Below are 17,430 nucleotides of genomic sequence, written 5' to 3' on the forward strand. Positions count from 1 at the left end.
ATAAGCGCCAGGGCATGCTGCGGTGCAGCATCGCGTGGGCCTCTCCACCCCGGGGTTCCTCCCGGCGCCTGCAGGCCGCGCCCCCGGCCTCCCCCATCCGGGTAGTTCCAAAATGGGCACTTTTGTGCGCCCGGAACCCTTGAAATCAAGCCTCAAGGCGTATCCTCCGACGCGCTGCGTCAGTCAAGTGACGCCGGATGAGCGGCACTTTGGTGAGGGGGAACGGTCGATCATGCGTCCGGTCTGTGACTTCCCGCACGCAATTTCCAGGCCCGCGACTTGCATGTCGCGGCGCCCATCGGCGACCCTAACGCCGGGGAAATCGGGGAACGGAAGCGATGTTCGCACGTGCGCGAAACGGATTTTCATTGATCGAACTGATGGTGGCGCTCGCGGTGCTGGTGATTCTGGTCACCGTCGCCTATCCCAGCCTGCAGTCGGTCACCAACAGCAACAGGCTGACTGCGGCCGCCAACGAATCGATGGCGATGCTGCAGAACGCCCGTCTGGAGGCCATCCGTAACAATCGCCGGACGGTCGCCTGCCTGAGCGCCAATCCCCAGGCCGCCGCGCCTGCCTGCTCCGCGAACGGGGCCACCGGCTGGATCGTCTTTCTTGATGGCGACCGCAACGGACAGTTCGGTGCCGGCGAGCGGCTGTTGCGAGTCACGACCATGCCTACGGGCATCCAGTTGCGCAGTAGCGCCAAATTTGCCGGCCTGGCCAGCTTCCGGTCCGACGGACTGGCCCGCGACGCCGCCGGCGCGCTCCTCAACGCAACGGTAGATATGTGCATGCCGGTCTCCGAACCGGTTCAGAACGTGCGGCACGTCAGCATCGGCACGGGCAGCCGGCTTTCGATCACCAAGGCCAGCACGCCCCAAGCCTGTGGTACTCCTGCAGACAATCCGCAAACATGACCCACTACCGTACACGCAGGGGGCGCGTTCGGCGCCCGCATGCCGTCGCGGGCATCAGCATGATCGAAGTGCTGATTTCCGTGGTGATCCTCGCATTCGGCATGCTCGGCATCGCCACGATGCAGATGCTGGCATTGCGAAACAGCCAGGTTTCGCTCGAACGCAGCCAGGCCACCGTGCAGACCTACGCGATCCTGGACGCCATGCGCGCCAATCTCGCCGTGGCGCGCATCGGCGGCTACAACCTGTCGCAGATGACCTGTGCGGTGCCGGAGGAGGCTGGCACGCTGGCTTCGACCGACCTGCACAACTGGGTCACCAGCCTCAAGGCCAATCTCGGCGCCAGCGCATGCGCCCACATCGCCTGCGGCGGCGCCGACTGCCTCATCAGCGTCGAATGGGATGACTCGCGCGGCAAGACCGCTCCTACCCGCATCACCACGAGGACCCGTCTATGAGCGCGCAGCGCCTGTCCGGTGCGCGCCGGACGCAGGGTTTCACCCTCATTGAACTGATGATCGGCATGGTGCTTGGCCTGGTCGTGCTGGCGGCCGTTGGTGCCGTGTTCGAGTCCAACAAGCACACCTACACCGCGACCGAAAGCCTGGGCCGAGTGCAGGAGAGCGCGCGCGTGGCGTTCGAGCTGCTGGCCAGGGACGTCCGCGAGTCGGCCGGCAATGCCTGCGAACGCGACCTGCCGGTCTACAACGTGCTCAACGACACCGCGCCGTGGTACGCCAACTTCAACAGCGGCCTGTTCGGGTACGACGGTGCGACCGCATTCCCCGGTCTGGGGTTCGGCACGGGTGTCGCCGACCGGGTGAACGGGACCGATGCGATCGAGCTCAAGTCGTCGGTCTCCGACGGCATCAACGTGGTCAGCCACGACCCCAGTTCGGCCCAGCTCAAGGTCAGCACGGTCAACCACAATCTCTTCCCGGGTGACATCGTGATGGCCTGCGACTTCGGCCAGGCCGCGATCTTCCAGGTGACCGGCGCCAACTCCGGCACCAACGACACGATCGTGCACAACAACGGCACCGCCACCGTGCTGCCGGGCAATTGCAGCAAGGGCCTGGGCCTGAGCCTGCCGGCCAACTGCTCCACCAACGGCAATGCCTATGCATTCGGCTGCTACCGCGGCGAGTGGGAGTCGGGCAAATGCAAGAACAACCGGACCTGGCCGGCCACGGTGTCCAAGCTGCGCATGACCCGCTGGTACATCGGCAACAACGCCCGTGGTGGCCGCTCGCTGTACCAGGCCACGCTCCGCAATACCGGGGGCGTGCTTGGCGTGGACCGCAATGAAATCGCCACCGGTGTGGAGGAAATGCGGCTGCGCTATCTGCTCCGCAACGGCCTCAACTACGTCGAGGCCAGCGCGGTGACCGCCACGAACTGGACGGCCGGGGAAGTACTCGCCGTCAGCATCGATCTGACGGTCCGCGGCACCGACGTCGTCGGCACCGACGGCAAGCCCCTGCAACGAAGGATCACCCATACCGTGGCCATCCGGAACCGCGCGCCATGACCTCCAGAATCCAGAATCCGCGGGCCGGGAAAGCCGGTCCCGCCCGGCAGCGTGGTGTCACGCTGGTGATCGTCCTGATCCTGCTGCTCGTGGTCACGCTGATCGCGTTGGCCAGCCTTCGCGGCACGCTGATGGAGGAGCGGATGAGCGCGAACGTGCTCGATCGCAGCCTGGCGTTCCAGGCGGCCGAAGCCGCGCTGCGCGAGGGCGAATCCGTCGCCGCGGGCAAGCCGGCGCTGCCGGCTGCTGGCTGCGCCGCGGGCCTGTGCGCCATCCCGAACCCGGCCGTCGCCCCGGTCTGGACGGATGAAGCGATCTGGGCCGCCGCGCCCGAAGCGGTCGTCCAGTTGGGCGACAAGACCGCCAAGCCGCGCTACATCGTCGAGCTGCTGGCCAACGACGTGCCGCCCAAGGGTAGTTGCACGACTTCCGGTGATGTATCGGAAACCACCTGCAGCGGCACGGAGCGCCGCTACCGCGTCACCGCGCGCAGCGAGGCCGAAGGCCGCGCCGCCGTGATGCTGCAGACCATCTTCGCGGTCCCCTGACCGCAATCGCAGAATGGATATCCGCTTCATGGACATGATCCAGCGCACCAATAATTCCCGCCGCGGCCCGGCGCGTGATCGCCTGATCGCCCTTTCGGTGGCGTTCGTGGCGACCTTGCTGGCTGCGCCCGGTCATGCGGTGAACTTCCCCAACATCCCGCTGCAGTCGGGCACGGCCTATCCGGCAGCGAACGTCCGCTTCATCCTCGACGATTCGGGCTCGATGAACTTCGTGGCGATGCCCGAGGACGTCAAGGACGACGACGACAGCACCAACTACGGCAACGGCGTCCAGGACGGGTTGAACGACGACGTCTCGGACATGTCCTACGCCCACAACACCATCTACTACAACCCGGCAACGGCGTACCAGGCCTGGCTGCGCTTCGACTCGGCCAACAAGTCGTCGCGCTACACGGGCGGCACGTCGTTCACCCAGGCCTACTGGCATCCGAGCCTGCTCAGCGACGTCGTCGACCTGTCCGACAACACCCAGACCTTCTACGTGCCCAAGTCCCAGCCGACGACCAGCACGAGCAACGCGGACTTCGTCCGCTTCCAGCTGCGGACGGTCGGCGGAAAGACGCGTGTAGTGCGCAGCGAGTGGCTGAAGGTCAGCAAGACCAACGAAGGCGAGAAGAACGCCGGCTGCGCCAGCAACTCCCAGAGCGCCTGGCGCGACTGCCGGTTCGAGACGCCCACCGGGCGCGACGAGGCCGATGAGCTGGTCAACTTCGCGACCTGGTACTCCTACCACCGCACCCGCATGAAGGTGGCCAAGGCCGGTGCGAGCGAGGCCTTCGGCCAGCTCAAGGACGACCTGCGTATCGGCTACGACTCGATCAACCGCAATACCAACGGCTTCACCGTCCCCTACAACATCCCCGTGGCCACCGACGACGGTCGCTTCCGTGGCGCCAACCGCAAGGACTGGTACGACGTGCTGCATGCCGCCAAGGGCAGCAGCAGCACGCCGCTGCACCGGGCGCTGCAGCGCGCCGGCAATTACTTCTCGAGCACCGCGGCCGACGGCCCGTGGGGCCCGGGCGCCACCAATCAGATCAGTTGCCGCCAGAACTTCGCGATCCTGACCACCGACGGCTACTGGAACAGCACCGACGGCTATACCGACCTTGGCGACGCCGACGGCACGGCGGGCGACAAGAACGGCAACGGGATCACGTCGACCTCGGGCAAGGCGTGGAAGTACGAGGTCAAGCGGCCCTACTACGACAACTTCGTCGAGACCGGCACCAAGACCCGCGGCGACACCCTGGCCGACGTCGCGATGTATTACTGGAAGAACGACCTGCGCACCACGCTGGAGAACGACGTTCCCGAATCGTTCGACGACCCGGCGTTCTGGCAGCACATGGTCACCTTCGGCGTTTCGATCGGCCTGAAGGGTCGTCTGGATCCCAGGAACGACCTGCTCTCGCTCAGCAACGGCACCAAGCATTGGGGCGATCCGATCCAGGGCGGCGCGGACGCCGACCGCATCGACGACCTGTGGCATGCCTCCGTGAACAGCCGCGGCGATTTCCTCGTGGCCTCCAACACGAAGGAATTCGTGCGCGGCCTGCTGGACGCGTTCACGACCGTGGCCCAGCGCCTGGGTTCGGCCTCCAACGTGACGGCCAACAGCACGTCGTTCGTCAACGACGTCTTCGTCTACCAGGCCAGCTATACCTCGGGCAAGTGGAATGGCGAGCTCAAGGCCTATGCCGCGACCGCGGCTGGCGTGGCCACCACGCCGGCGTGGTCGGCCTCGGGACTGATCCCCACCACCGCCCGCACCATCCTCACGTGGAACGGATCGTCGGGTACCACGTTTCCCACCACCACCCAGACCGGCCTGCTGGACGCCAGCAGCCGCCTGATCGGACCGGCGACGGGCGCCGAGAACGTCGCCTACATCAAGGGCACGCGCAGCAAGGAACGCCAGAATGGCGGCGAGCTGCGCGACCGCGACTCCCTGCTGGGTGACATCGTCAATTCCTCGCCGATGTATGTGAAGGAGACCCAGACGATCTATGTCGGCGCCAACGACGGCATGCTGCACGCCATCAACACCGCCAACGGCGTGGAGCAGTTCGCGTACGTGCCGGCCGGCATCAACTTCAGTGACCTCAAGTCCTTCAGCGACCCGCAGTACTCGCACCGGTATTTCGTGGACGGTCCGATCGTGGTGTCCAACCGCAACCAGACCGGTGGCAAGAACTACCTGGTCGGTTCGCTGGGACGGGGTGGCAAGGGCGTGTACGGGCTGGATGTCACATCGCCGGGCACCTTCAAGGCCGCCAATGTCCTGTGGGAGCTGTCCGCCGGCGACAACCTAGGCAACGTCCTGGGCGACCCGATCGTGGTCAAGCTCAACGACGGTTCCGACGCCGTCGTCTTCGGCAACGGCTACAACAGCAAGAACGGCCAGGCCGTGCTGTACGTGGTCGACATCAAGACCGGCGTCGTCCTGCATGAGATCAATACCGGCGTGGGCAGCGACAACGGTCTGGCTGCGCCGCGCGGCTGGGACGACGACGGCAATGGCACCGTCGACTACGTGTACGCCGGCGACCTCAAGGGCAATGTCTGGAAGTTCGACTTCACCGTGAGCGGCCAGGCCAAGGTCGCGCTCAGCGGCAACCCGCTGTTCTCGGCCGGCGCCAGCCAGCCGATCACCGGCGGACTGGCGCTGGCGCGCGACCCGCTCACGGGAAAGCGCTGGGTCTTCGCCGGCACCGGCCAGTTCATGACGCTGACCGACCTCAAGGACACCAGCCTGCAGGCCGTATACGGCCTGGTCGACGAGAATGCCGCGCTGACCAAGTCGCAGCTGCATTCGCGTGACATCCACGCCACGGGCAGCGTCAATGGGCAGGCAGTGCGCTCGTTCGAGCCGCACGCTCCGCTGGCCAGTGGCAAGAAGGGCTGGTACCTGGAGCTGGACACGCCGGCCACCGGCGAGCGTGTCATCAGCCGTCCGCAGGTGCGCGGCACGGTGCTGCTGTTCGCCAGCCTGATCCCGCCGACCGAGGCCACCTGCGACGCGGTGGGCAAGGGTTACGTCAACGCGCTGGACGTGTTCACCGGAACCGGGGTGCCGCAGAACGGCTACTTCAACAAGGGGACTGTCGATGGCCAGCCGGTCGGGTCGGTCGACCTGGGTGTGGGCATGCCCACCCTTCCGATCGTGATCGACAACCTGCTGGTCGTCGGCGGCTCGAAGGGTACCGTGGGCCAGACGCCGGTCAACCCGCAGGGTGGCGCGCCGTCGCGTGTGTCCTGGCGCGAGATCCTGAGGGACTGACAGACATGGCGAGCATCCGAAATTCCCGCGCGGCGGCCGGCTCCCGCCTGGCCGCGCGTGCCAGGGGCTTCACCCTGATCGAACTGGTGATCGTGGGCGTCTGCGTCACGATCCTGGCGGCCACGGCGATCGCCAGCTACGAATATGCGACCGTCAAGGCCCGCCGCGGCAACGCCCAGGGCTGCCTGATCGAAGCCGCGCAGTTCATGGAGCGCTACTACACGACGAACATGACCTATGCGGGGGCGGCCCTGCCGGCCTGTTCGTCGGACGTGACCAGCCACTACGACATCGGTTTCTCGGCTGCTCCCACCGCGGCGGGCTTCACGATCCAGGCGGCGCCCAAGGGCCGTCAGGCCGTTGCCGAAACCGATTGCGGCACCATGACGATGGACCAGAGGTGGGCCGCAAGACCCCGGCTGCGGGCTGCTGGTAACCCGTTTTTCCGGCGCCGCCAGCCAGCCGAAGTGTCGCGGACCGTCGCAGGGCGCACCCCGACAGCGCGGCAGGGCGCGGGCGAGCCGATAAACTATCGCGATGGCCCGTCCGACCTCCGCGATCATCCACGCCGACGCCCTGCGTCACAATCTCTCTCAGGTTCGCCAGCGCAGCCCGCATAGCCGGGTGATGGCGGTGGTGAAGGCCGACGGCTATGGCCACGGCCTCGAACGCGTGGCGCGCGCCCTGGGTGGGGCGGACGCGTTTGGCGTGGCCGCGCTCAGCGATGCCGAGCGCCTGCGGGCCGGCGGACTTTCCCAGCCGATCGTGCTCCTGTCCGGATTCAACGAGCCGGCCGATATCGCCCGGATGCGCGAACTGGCCGTGGATACGGTCATCCACCACCAGAGCCAACTGGAAATGCTCGAGCAGGCCGATGCAGGGGAGCCGCTGGCCTGCTGGCTGAAGCTGGACACCGGCATGCACCGGCTGGGCTTCCAGCCCGAAGCCGCCCATGACGCCTATGCAAGGCTGCGTCGACTGACCCACGTCGTCGGGCCGGTCCGGCTGCTCAACCATTTCGCCAGTTCCGACGAGTTCGACAGCGCGCAGACGCGCGAGCAGTTGCGTCTGTTCAACGAGATCACCGCGGACCTGCCGGGCGAGAGGTCACTGGCCAACTCCGCGGCGATCCTGGGTTGGCCGCAGTCGCATGGCGACTGGGTGCGCGCGGGCGGCGCCCTGTATGGGATATCCGTCGTCGATGGCCGCACCGGCGCCGACTTCGGGCTGCGTCCGGCCATGACCCTGGCCACGCGTCTGATTTCGGTCAATCGCGTGCGCGGGGGTGAGCGCATCGGCTACTCCGCTACCTGGGAATGCCCGGAGGACATGGACGTGGGGGTGGCCGCCATCGGATATGGCGACGGCTATCCGCGGCACGCCCCGGCGGGCACCCCGGTCCTGGTGGGGGGGCAGCGTGCACAGGTGATCGGGCGGGTTTCGATGGACCTGATGACCATCGACCTGCGTGGAATTCCCGAAGCCCGCGTGGGCGATCCGGTCACCTTGTGGGGCCCCGATCTGCCAGTGGAGACGATCGCTGACGCCGCCGGCACCATTGGTTACGAGCTCACCTGTTCGATCACGCGGCGCGTACGTTTCGTCGAGGCCTGAGCTCAGGCGACGGCCAGCTCCGACCGCTGGTCATCGTGCGTGGTCGGGTCGTCTTGGTCCGCGCCGTGCGTTGACGCTTCCTCGCGCCTGCGTGATTCACTCGCGGCATCCCGTCGGAGAAGCGCATGGCAGCCACAGAACGTCCGCGTCGCCGCGCCCCGTCGGCTGGCCCCATCGATGCAACCCCGACGGCCTCACCCGGTGCTACCGCGGCCACGCGTGGGCGGCCGGCCAAGGCATCGGCACGGAAGGCGCGGGGGCGGCAGTCGCAACCCGCAAGGCGGCCGTTCCGCGAAAGCCCGTCAGCGATACGTCGGCGCGCGGCCAGCGCAAACGGGCCAGGGCGAGTCGCGATCCGATGGCGAAGGTCGACACCGCCTGGCTGCGCATGGAGCAGCCCACCAATCCGATGATGATCACCGGCGTGCTGATGTTCGCCGAGGTGATGTCGGTGACCCAGCTTCGACGCGTCATCGAACAGCGCTGGCTGGCCTACCGCAGGTTCCGCCAGAAGGCCGTCGACTCGGCGGCCGGCGCATTCTGGGAAACCGATGACGACCTGGACCTGGACTGGCACGTTCAGCTCACGGCGCTGCCTGGCCGCGGCGGCAAGCGAGGTCTGGAGAAGTTCGTCAGCCAGCTGGCTTCCACGCCGCTCGATACGGGCCGGCCCTTGTGGCAGTTCCATCTGGTCGAACGGTACGAGGGCGGCAGCGCGCTGATTGCGCGCATCCACCACAGTTACGCCGACGGCATCGCGCTGGTGCAGGTGCTGTTGTCGCTGACCGATACCACGCGCGAACAGGTGAAGGGCAGCGACCTGCAGCGCGCCTGGCTCAAGCAGGACGGCGCCGACGTGGCGCGCCGGGTGGGCGCCGCGCAGCGCTACATGCAGCTGGGCTCGCGGATGGTCGAGAAGGGCATGGAGATGTATCGCGACCCCACGCTCGCCGCTGTCCTGGCGAAGGAAGGTGGCGAGATTGGCCGCGAGCTGCTGCACGCAATCACCTTGTCCGACGATCCGCCGTCGTTGCTCCGCGGGAAGCTCGGGGTCAGCAAGCGCGTGGCCTGGGCCGAGCCACTGGACCTGGAGGAAGTGAAGGCGGTGGGGCGTGCGTGCGAATGCACGGTCAACGACGTGCTGATGGCCACGGCCGCCGGCGCCTTGCGCGACTACATGATCGAGCGCGGCGACCGGGTCGACGGCATGACCCTGCGCGCCACCGTCCCCGTCAACCTCAGGCCGCTCGAGCATGCCCGCAAGCTGGGCAACCATTTCGGGCTGGTGTTCCTCGACCTGCCGGTAGGCGAGGCCAACCCGATCCGTCGCGTGGAGCGCGTGGCCGCGTGCATGACTTCGTTGAAGAACTCACGGCAGGCCATCGTGTCCTACGGCCTGCTGGCGGCGCTGGGCATGGCCCCCACCGCCGTGCAGGGTGTGGCGCTCGATCTGTTCAGCCGCAAGGCCACGCTGGTGGCGACCAACGTCCCCGGCCCGTCGCAGACGCTCTACATGGCCGGCTGCGCGTTGCGCGAGATGATGTTCTGGGTGCCGCAGACCGGTTCGATCGGCGTCGGCATCTCGATCATGAGCTACAACGGCCGTGTGCATTTCGGCCTGATCAGCGACGCCAAGCTGATCCCCGATCCCGACACCGTCATCAGCCGGTTCGGGTCGGAATTCGACAAGCTTGTTTACCTCTCGCTCATGAGCGACTGGGATTCGAAGCTGGACGGAACCGGCGCGGATTCGCTCGTTTCCAGCCAGGCACTGCATGCGCTGGACTTCGTCATGAGCTGAACGGTGTGGCAGCAAACAGTCGCTGCCATCACCGACCCGCGACATCCGCGGAATTAGCGTGAGCCCCGTTCAGTGACGGACACCATGTTCGTTCCTGCCGCCCCCATGCACGGAGACTCACGATGAACATGACTATCGAACAAGGCCGCCAGGGCCGCGTCGCCGCCACCCGCTCGGGAACTGTCGGCCGCGTGCGGCTGGTCTGCCTCGCCGCGGCAATGACGTCGCTGCTGGGTGCCTGCGCCACCACGAGTGGCCAGTACTCGCAGAACGACCCCAACCGCGACGTCAACCACACCCAGCGCAATGCCCTGATCGGCGCGGCCGTGGGTGCCGCCGCGGGCCTGCTCAGTGGCGACGATGCCACCGAACGTCGCCAGCGCGCGCTGGTCGGCGCGGGTGTCGGCGGTCTGGCCGGCGGCGCGATCGGCGCCTACCAGGATCGCCAGGAACGCGCCCTGCGCGAGCGCATGGAAGGCACGGGCGTCGGCGTCGTGCGCCAGGGCGACAACATCACCCTGAGCATGCCCGGCAACATCACCTTCGCCTTCAACGATTCGAGCCTGCAGCCGCAGTTCCAGCCGGTGCTGGATGACGTCGCCCGCACGCTGTCCGAGTACAACCAGACGATCGTCGAAGTGGCCGGCCATACCGACAACGTCGGTTCCGATGCCTACAACCATGACCTGTCCGTCCGGCGCGCGAACTCCGTCGCCAACTACCTGACGGCCAAGGGCGTGATCCAGCAGCGCCTGATCACCGTCGGCGCCGGTGAGTCGCGTCCCATCGCGACCAACGACACCGATGCCGGTCGCGCCCAGAACCGTCGCGTCGAAATCACCCTGGTGCCGGTGCGCAGCTAAGCCGGCGATGAGAGGGGAAGGGGCGGGGCAGGCGACTGCCCCGTTTCTTTTTGTCTCGGGAGGCTGCCGACTTTTCGATCCGAAGGCCGGAAGATGGCGGCCGATCAGCCCTGACGGTTCCCGTCATCGGGATTCGAGGGCGGGCGATGGCTGAAGCGGCGCTCCATCGTATTGAGCCCCGTGAGCACCAGCAGCGTAAGCAGCGTGCCCAGCACCGCCAGCCAGTGGTATCGAAGGCCGGCGGCGGCACCGATCACCGCCACCATCAGCAGCGAGGCAGCGGTCGTGATGCCGGCGACCGTGTCGCGGCCACGTGTGCCGAAGATGGTGCCGGCACCGATGAACGAAACGCCTGCGACGACGGCTTCCATCAGCCGCAGCGGATCGATCTGGACGCCCTCCAGGCGCGCCAGGCGCGGGTCATCCACGGCCATGACGCCCATGCCCAACAGCAGTGCCGAGGCGCCGGCCACCAGGGTATGAGTGCGGAATCCCGCCGGTCGATTCTTGAGTTCGCGTTCGTAGCCGATCACGCCACCCAGCGTCATCGCATACGCGGTGGTGACCACGACGGCCAGCTGTGACTGCCAATCCATGCAAGGACGCTGGGCCCGAAGACGTTAACGGGATGTGGCGGCCCCGCACGCCGTCCTGGGCCCGTGGGCTGAATCAACCCGCCGCCGGAACCGCCGCAGCGCTTGTGCCTGCCTCGCGGGGCCCTATACTGCCTGGGTCAGCGTTTTTGGCTGTCCCCGGGGGTGCATTGGCTTCGACGGGGGTCGCAAAATCGCCTGGTGCATGCCGAGGGGGCAGCTTTCCTCGTTAATCCAGCGGCAAAACTCTAGTTGCCAACGACGACAACTACGCTCTCGCCGCTTAAGGCGTAAGCCCCGAAACTGCCTGTGTCCGTGCTAGCAGCGTAGGGTCATTATCACGGAATCGCTGGAAGTGGCTGCCTGTCAGCTTCCGGTCAACCTAAAGCAGGCTGGTCCCCGGGCGCGCTTCGCACGCCGTGCTGTCCGGGGGCGAGATCCAACGGCGAGCTAAGCATGTAGTGCCGGGGATGGAGTGCCTTCGGACGGGGGTTCAATTCCCCCCACCTCCACCAATTCAAGCTGCAACGTGGTGCAAATCAGGCTGAATTCCCTAGTAATCAGGGGTTTTCGGCCTTTTTTGTGTCCGAGGACGTGCGCCCCGAGAGCTTGAAATCCAGAGTGTTCTGGCGGTAGCTTTGACGGTACCAGGCACCCAGCCGTCACAGGTTACCGTCTCCGTGCCCCTGACTGATACTGCTATTCGCAAAGCCAAGCCCTTGGCGAGGCCGCAAAAGCTCGTCGACGGCGGCGGGCTCTATCTCCTGTTGCAGCCGTCCGGCGCCCGCTGGTGGCGCTGGGACTACCGCAGGCCGGTCACGGCAAAGCGGAACACGTTGAGCCTCGGTACTTATCCGGAGACGACTCTGGCCGACGCCCGTACGCGCCGTGACGCTGCCCGCCGCCAATTGGCCGGGGGGATCGATCCTGGCGAGAGCCGAAAAGCGGCGAAGGCGGCCGGAGTCGAGCGGTCGGCCAACAGTTTCGAGGTCGTCGCCCGAGAATGGCTCGCCAAGCGGAATTGGGTGGAGGGCTACCGGGTCAAGGTGGCTGCCTGGCTTGCGAATGATGTCTTTCCATGGATTGGCGATCGTCCGGTCATGAGCCTGACCGCACCCGATTTCCTGAAGGTCGCTCGGCGGGTCGAAGACCGCGGGGCAGTGGAGTCAGCCCATCGAATCCTGCAGAACTGCGGGCAAGTGATGAGGTATGCGATTGCAACCGGACGTGCCGAGCGCAACCCTGTCGCGGACCTTCGCGGAGCCCTGAGCACTCCACCTGAGCGGCACCGCGCGGCCTTGACCGATCCGCAGGATGTTGGCGGCCTGCTTCGAGCCATCGACTCCTATGCGGGGTCTTTCGTTACGAAGTGCGCTCTGAAACTGGCACCGATGCTATTCGTGCGTCCCGGTGAACTGCGCCACGCTGAATGGGGCGAGTTCGACCTGGACAAGGCCGAATGGAACATTCCCGCAACCAAGATGAAGATGGGAGTTCCGCACCTGGTTCCGCTGTCGATGCAGGCCGTAGCCGTGATGCGAGAGCTGCAGGTGCTGACGGGGCGAGGCAAGTATGTGTTTCCCAGCGCGCGCGGAGACGGTAGGCCTATGAGCAATAATGCCGTGCTTTCGGCGCTGCGACGGATGGGCTTTGAGAAAGGCGAAATGAGCGGACATGGATTCCGTGCCATGGCTCGCACGATTCTGGACGAGGTCCTGGGCTTCCGGCCCGATTACATCGAACACCAGCTCGCCCATGCTGTCCGGGATCCCAACGGTCGTGCCTATAACCGTACGGCGCACCTGCATGAGCGACGCAAGATGATGCAGGTCTGGTCTGAGTATCTCGATTCGCTCAAAGAATGAGCTTCACGTTGTCAATTCAGCCAGGTCCAGCGCGGAAGAATTTCAATGCGATCCGGTATGGAGACGTATCTGTGACTAGCTTATTCCGGCACCTTGAAGTCGTGGGAATCCGCGTCGATTTGGCGGTTGACCAAGAATCCTCCGGTGTTGGGTCATTGGCTGAGGAGCTCCTGGACAGTGCGTCGAACCTGGCCTCCTTATCCACGCTCCTCTTTGCTGGGCTCTATCCGAAGGAGTCTGTCTACTTCTGGTGGGGGGAATCGATTTCGCTTCCTTGGTACATCGGCGACGAAGAGTTGGCCAATCGCAGGAGCGACGAGCAATTGCGCCGGATCCACGGCGTTCTGACCTCTAACCTAAGCGCTGAGGAAATGAAGTTTGGTCCAAGGACCTATCTCTTCTCCACGCTGTGCCGCTCTGCCGAAATGACGACCAGATCGCTAGCAGTCGAGGCACTGCTTTGTGTAGATGAGTACGTGGAGTGCATCGTCCGAGGAGACCTTGCCATGTGCGCGACGTGGCTGGCGGCGGCGTACTCCAATTACCTGGAAGCCGTTGCGAACGCGCGGGACGTAATGACCTCGGCCGCGGCGAGTCGTGCCGCGGGAGTCCGGCACAAGACGAATCGGGAGCTCCTCGAGAAGGCAAAGGCGCTGTACTTCGAGCGACGCCAAGACTACAGAACCATTTCGGATGCGGCCGAAGATATCGCCGAGACCGTGGGGGTGAGTTTCGATACCGCACGGCGATGGGTGGGGCGTTTTCGCCGGCTCGGTTACATCCAGAGGTAGGTGTTGCTTGTGCGCGAAACGACGGCGACAGGCTGGATGGGATTAGCAGCATGAAGTAACCCCTTCGGGGTGGATTCAAATGAGCGATTTGCCTCCGAGTTCCTTGTCTGTCTCAGGTTCTCGCGCTGATTCCGGTCAGCAAGTTCACGTGACGGTCGGGCGAGCGATCCGGTCGGTCTCTTAAGCCGGCGAGTGCCTCGGGTGGTCCGATGCTGGAGCGTGGAGCACATCCGCGACTTGACCCGTCCGAGAGTGACGACGAGGTGGGCCTTGTCTGAGGGAACCAACAGCGGACACGGCGGCGGCGTGTTCTGTACGAGGCGCCGCTCGTGCTGCTCCCTTGGGGGGCGTCCCCTTGGTTCGACGGTGGGGCGACCCGCAAGCACCTGGGCAGTCCCCAAGGTGGTCTTGCGGCTGCAAGGCTGCGGTCAAGGACCTTACATGGGGCAGTGGCTCCAGCGCTGGTGCAACGTCAAGCGCTTGATGGGACCACGAGGAAATCGGGCATCGTGGGCGAAACGGAGCGGCCCGACCGCATCCTCTCGCCAGGTACTCAAAGCTGCTGTTGCGAGACGAGTTGGACACGGTGAGAAATGACCGCAACCGGTGCCCCTCCACCGACCAATGCCACTACAGCGTCGTGCGACGTCTCGGGGCCGGCGGAACACTGAAGACCTAGCCTGCACCTATCCCTGTTCCTATGCCTACCCCGTCATACATTGCTGGCCAGCAGTAGCAAGGGTTTCGAGGACTTCTGCTGGCAGGTCGAACCAATTCAGGCTCTTGGGCGAGGCCCCTCAGGCCCTTGGGCAAAGGTGGAGGCCTCGATCCCGCCAATCTATCGCCCGGTTGGCCGAATCCGGCAGCTAGGGCCCACGTCAGGGCAAGTTGTTCTCTCCGGGAGAGGGTACCCCATGTCAGGCAAACTTCCTCGCGCGCGCGAGTCAGACCACAGCTACATCGGAATGGAATGGCCCAACCAGGGGGTGTGGGGCATTAGCCCTTGCAGAGATGCCCATGGGCGGGCGCGCCCTGATGCGCTGGGGATCCCGCCGAAAGTTTCCTCCGGCAACTTCAGTGCAAGAAGACCGTAACGACCTCACGATAGGACTTGTTAGCGCCCACGCACTCGGAATAGAAGTCTCCGGGCCGACTAACTTTGCAAACGTCGGCACACATCCCGGTAATCTCCATCCCGCAACGACTCACACGACTCACACCCGACGTCTCGGAGGAATCTGAACACACCCGGTGTTTCCGGGTCAGGCTCTCACCGCGCTGCGCCCCTCGACAAACGAAGAGGTGTGGCGTATCGCTAAAGAGGTCGCCATAGAACGAAGCCTCCTCGTAGGCAAACTCTTGACGAGGCCTGGAGGGGATGCCATTGAGTTTGGGATGGTCACCGCTCATGAGAATTGACAGCTTCACCCCAAAGTAGTTCATGCGGGCCAGCAGACAGGCCGTCATCCAGCGCCGCTCGCTTGCTACGAGCGGGCGGCTTCGCCAGTCCGGCGCCAAACCCACGCCGCTCTCCACTCGCGTCGGCGCCGTGCCTGTCGAAGCAGTCACCGGTGCGCCTTCCGGCAGGGCGCAACTCAGTGCGTAGTTGAGCACCTGGTTGCCGCCTGGCAACTCTGCCAGGCGGCTGGCGGCTGACGGCGGGGGCGACTTGTCCGCTGATAGGCGATTCGATGTTGGAAGAGCGCTGCAGCCGCTTAGAAGAAGCAGCAAAGCTGCGCCGCCCTGCTTCGGATTTCTCCAAGAGGAGCCGCTTCGCATGGCCCGTTGACGAGCTATCGTGAACATGCCGAAAGAGTGTGCGAGGTTGCTAGAAGCGCGTCGGAAGCTGCCGGTACGATCGACAGCTGCCGAACGCGAAACACTGGCGCGGCCTTACTCTTCCAGAGCCGTATCCGCCAACTGACGAAGAGCCTCGCGGTTCTCGCTTGCATCGTCGGGCTTTTCACTCGACGCCTTCATTGCGCTGTCCGCGACATTGCGCTGCTGGGAATCGCTAAGAGCCTGGGTGCCGACCTTTTCGTGGCCCGCCGGCTTTCGGAAATGGGTGAGGAGATAGGGATTAAGGCCATTATTCTTGTCCGTACCGCCTGCCTGCGCAACGCCCGCGGCGGCGAGGAGCAGGCTCAGCAGGACAATGCGGCTTTTGATGATCTGCATGGGGTTTCTCTCAAAAAGGGGGAGGGGCGCCACTGTTGAGCGCAGGCCGCAATATGAGCAGCCCATCTACTCGTACGACGACAGACGAGCAAGACCGCCAAGTGACGTTTCGTTCATCACGACGTGTCACCCCTATAGGTTCTATGACGTGCTGCACTGACACTTCGAAAAACAGCTATTGGAGGTGGCGGTGTGCTTGGTGGAGTGACGTACTTCAGCGACCTGGCCTCCTATTCCAGCGAACTAGCGCATTCATCTTCGATGGGTATTCTTCCATACACCCTTGCGCTTGCCGGCCTTTGGGACCGAAGAGAAGTAGTCCGCCGGCGCGACAGTCTGGCTGCTCGGGCACAAACCGAAATCGTGGCGGTTTTTGGCTCGAAAGAACGCACTAAGAACCGAGCACAGCACGATTGCCATGGGCTCAAGGTGTCGCATGAACGGCGAATGCCGCGAACCGACGTAGTAGTTTGTCTCTAAAGGTGACATATGCGCTTGTTTCGTAAGAACGTCCAATTGCTGTCTCCCCGAAAGAAGCTCGTTCTCTTCGGCGCAATCGCGCTAACGAGCACGCTGGCCTATGCCTATCCCTTGCAACATGTCGTTCTTGGCGAAACGGGCAAGCATCATTGGTTCTCTGCCAGCATGGATGTTCAGCATGTGGCGCTGCGTGGGATTCCTGTCTTTGACCCCTACAGCGATTCTGGGTGTACAGGAGGGGTTGAGCTCTACCTAGTGGACGAGAATGGAAAGGCCAACGAGCATCCTTTCACGGTTCCAGCTAACACCGTTGTTCTCGTTACCGATGTTTCTGTGTCAGGAAAGGCCTCCACGGCTTTCGCAGGCCAATCCCTCCAAGTGTCGCTGACGGCAAAAGACGCAGGCACCCCGGCGCATGAATTTTACGGCGACGTCATCACGTCCGCGGGACGCTTTGGTGGGAATTTCTCTTTGGAAACAGGAGCTGCCTTTGCTGGCGGGAACAAGATTTGCGTCATTTCACACGCGTGGGAAAGCATCAACAAGAAGACCATAGTGGGAGGGTTTTCAGCGACCGCCCAGGCGACCGTGATTACTAACACGCAGACGGTTTCGCTTCCCTGGTAGGGGCCTCTGTCAGGAACTCAACGGCCATCGCTCGGCTTGGTGCGCCCGCAAGAAGGGACGGGGCCGCGGGCCACCAGGTCGTTGAACGGCCTCTCATCAACGATCGACGCATGGCAGTAGGCGGTCACGGTTCGCTTCCGCCGTCGAAGCGTGGGCGTCGTCCGGGCTCAACGATATACGCGGGCACGTAGCCCCTTCCGATCCGCGCGCCCCCGTTTGTCAAGACCTGTCCGCGCATAGCGAGCCTGTGCGCGAAGCGATGGCGACAGGCTGGATGGGATTGGCCAGCATGGAGTCACCCCCTACGGAGTG

At 64.7% G+C, this 17,430-nt stretch carries 14 protein-coding genes and 1 other RNA gene; 13 read left to right on the plus strand and 2 right to left on the minus strand.

Translation table 11 applies throughout. The features are described from left to right. Positions 1 to 368 precede the first annotated feature (368 nt). The 9 genes from I8J32_RS11975 (at position 369) to I8J32_RS12015 (ending at position 10,584) form a co-directional block, all read left to right on the plus strand. A complete protein-coding gene (locus I8J32_RS11975) occupies positions 369 to 920 on the plus strand; it encodes a GspH/FimT family pseudopilin (protein ID WP_200612453.1) in 552 nt (183 codons plus the stop codon). After that, positions 917 to 1,378, plus strand: coding sequence for a type IV pilus modification protein PilV (gene pilV / locus I8J32_RS11980; RefSeq protein WP_200612454.1), 462 nt, complete (start codon positions 917 to 919; stop codon positions 1,376 to 1,378). The genes I8J32_RS11975 and pilV overlap by 4 nt, the downstream gene beginning before the upstream one ends. Then, on the plus strand, positions 1,375 to 2,451 hold the full coding sequence (locus I8J32_RS11985) for a prepilin-type N-terminal cleavage/methylation domain-containing protein (protein ID WP_200612456.1): 1,077 nt from the start codon (positions 1,375 to 1,377) through the stop codon (positions 2,449 to 2,451). Before pilV ends, I8J32_RS11985 begins: the two co-directional genes overlap by 4 nt. After that, positions 2,448 to 2,999, plus strand: coding sequence for a pilus assembly PilX family protein (locus I8J32_RS11990; RefSeq protein WP_200612457.1), 552 nt, complete (start codon positions 2,448 to 2,450; stop codon positions 2,997 to 2,999). Before I8J32_RS11985 ends, I8J32_RS11990 begins: the two co-directional genes overlap by 4 nt. 13 nt (positions 3,000 to 3,012) lie before the next feature. After that, positions 3,013 to 6,306 carry a pilus assembly protein gene (locus I8J32_RS17670; protein WP_245156323.1) on the plus strand — a complete coding sequence of 1,098 codons (3,294 nt, stop codon included), beginning with the start codon at positions 3,013 to 3,015 and terminating at the stop codon, positions 6,304 to 6,306. Between the two features lie 5 nt (positions 6,307 to 6,311). Then, entirely contained in the window at positions 6,312 to 6,926 is a 615-nt protein-coding gene (locus I8J32_RS12000; protein ID WP_207526573.1) for a type IV pilin protein, read from the plus strand. Further along, positions 6,844 to 7,920, plus strand: a complete 1,077-nt coding sequence (gene alr, locus I8J32_RS12005; RefSeq protein ID WP_200612463.1) for an alanine racemase — start codon at positions 6,844 to 6,846, stop codon at positions 7,918 to 7,920. Before I8J32_RS12000 ends, alr begins: the two co-directional genes overlap by 83 nt. A 358-nt stretch (positions 7,921 to 8,278) precedes the next feature. Next, positions 8,279 to 9,721, plus strand: coding sequence for a WS/DGAT/MGAT family O-acyltransferase (locus I8J32_RS12010; RefSeq protein WP_200612466.1), 1,443 nt, complete (start codon positions 8,279 to 8,281; stop codon positions 9,719 to 9,721). A 218-nt stretch (positions 9,722 to 9,939) separates the two neighbouring features. Then, positions 9,940 to 10,584, plus strand: coding sequence for an OmpA family protein (locus tag I8J32_RS12015; RefSeq protein WP_245156517.1), 645 nt, complete (start codon positions 9,940 to 9,942; stop codon positions 10,582 to 10,584). Positions 10,585 to 10,688: 104 nt separating this feature from the next. Here I8J32_RS12015 and I8J32_RS12020 read toward each other — a convergent pair whose 3' ends face one another. Next, entirely contained in the window at positions 10,689 to 11,180 is a 492-nt protein-coding gene (locus I8J32_RS12020; protein ID WP_200612469.1) for an MgtC/SapB family protein, read from the minus strand. Between the two features lie 158 nt (positions 11,181 to 11,338). On the opposite strand from I8J32_RS12020, the gene ssrA reads away from it, so the two are divergent. From ssrA to I8J32_RS12035, 3 genes are all read left to right on the plus strand, one after another. Continuing rightward, positions 11,339 to 11,692, plus strand: a transfer-messenger RNA (tmRNA) gene (gene ssrA / locus I8J32_RS12025). A 165-nt stretch (positions 11,693 to 11,857) separates the two neighbouring features. Further along, the gene (locus tag I8J32_RS12030; RefSeq protein WP_200612472.1) at positions 11,858 to 13,042 is read left to right on the plus strand and encodes a tyrosine-type recombinase/integrase; all 1,185 of its coding nucleotides are present in this window, start codon (positions 11,858 to 11,860) and stop codon (positions 13,040 to 13,042) included. After that, positions 13,039 to 13,833, plus strand: a complete 795-nt coding sequence (locus tag I8J32_RS12035; protein ID WP_200612476.1) for a hypothetical protein — start codon at positions 13,039 to 13,041, stop codon at positions 13,831 to 13,833. The genes I8J32_RS12030 and I8J32_RS12035 overlap by 4 nt, the downstream gene beginning before the upstream one ends. A 1,893-nt stretch (positions 13,834 to 15,726) precedes the next feature. On the opposite strand, the gene I8J32_RS12040 is transcribed toward I8J32_RS12035, so the two are convergent. After that, a complete protein-coding gene (locus I8J32_RS12040) occupies positions 15,727 to 16,011 on the minus strand; it encodes a hypothetical protein (RefSeq protein WP_200612478.1) in 285 nt (94 codons plus the stop codon). Between the two features lie 489 nt (positions 16,012 to 16,500). Here I8J32_RS12040 and I8J32_RS12045 point away from each other — a divergent pair, with 489 nt between their 5' ends. Beyond that, a complete protein-coding gene (locus I8J32_RS12045; protein ID WP_200612480.1) occupies positions 16,501 to 17,118 on the plus strand; it encodes a hypothetical protein in 618 nt (205 codons plus the stop codon). The last annotated feature ends 312 nt before the right edge of the window (positions 17,119 to 17,430 follow it).

The organism is Lysobacter solisilvae, assembly GCF_016613535.2.
GTDB classification, from domain to species: Bacteria; Pseudomonadota; Gammaproteobacteria; order Xanthomonadales; family Xanthomonadaceae; genus Agrilutibacter; species Agrilutibacter solisilvae.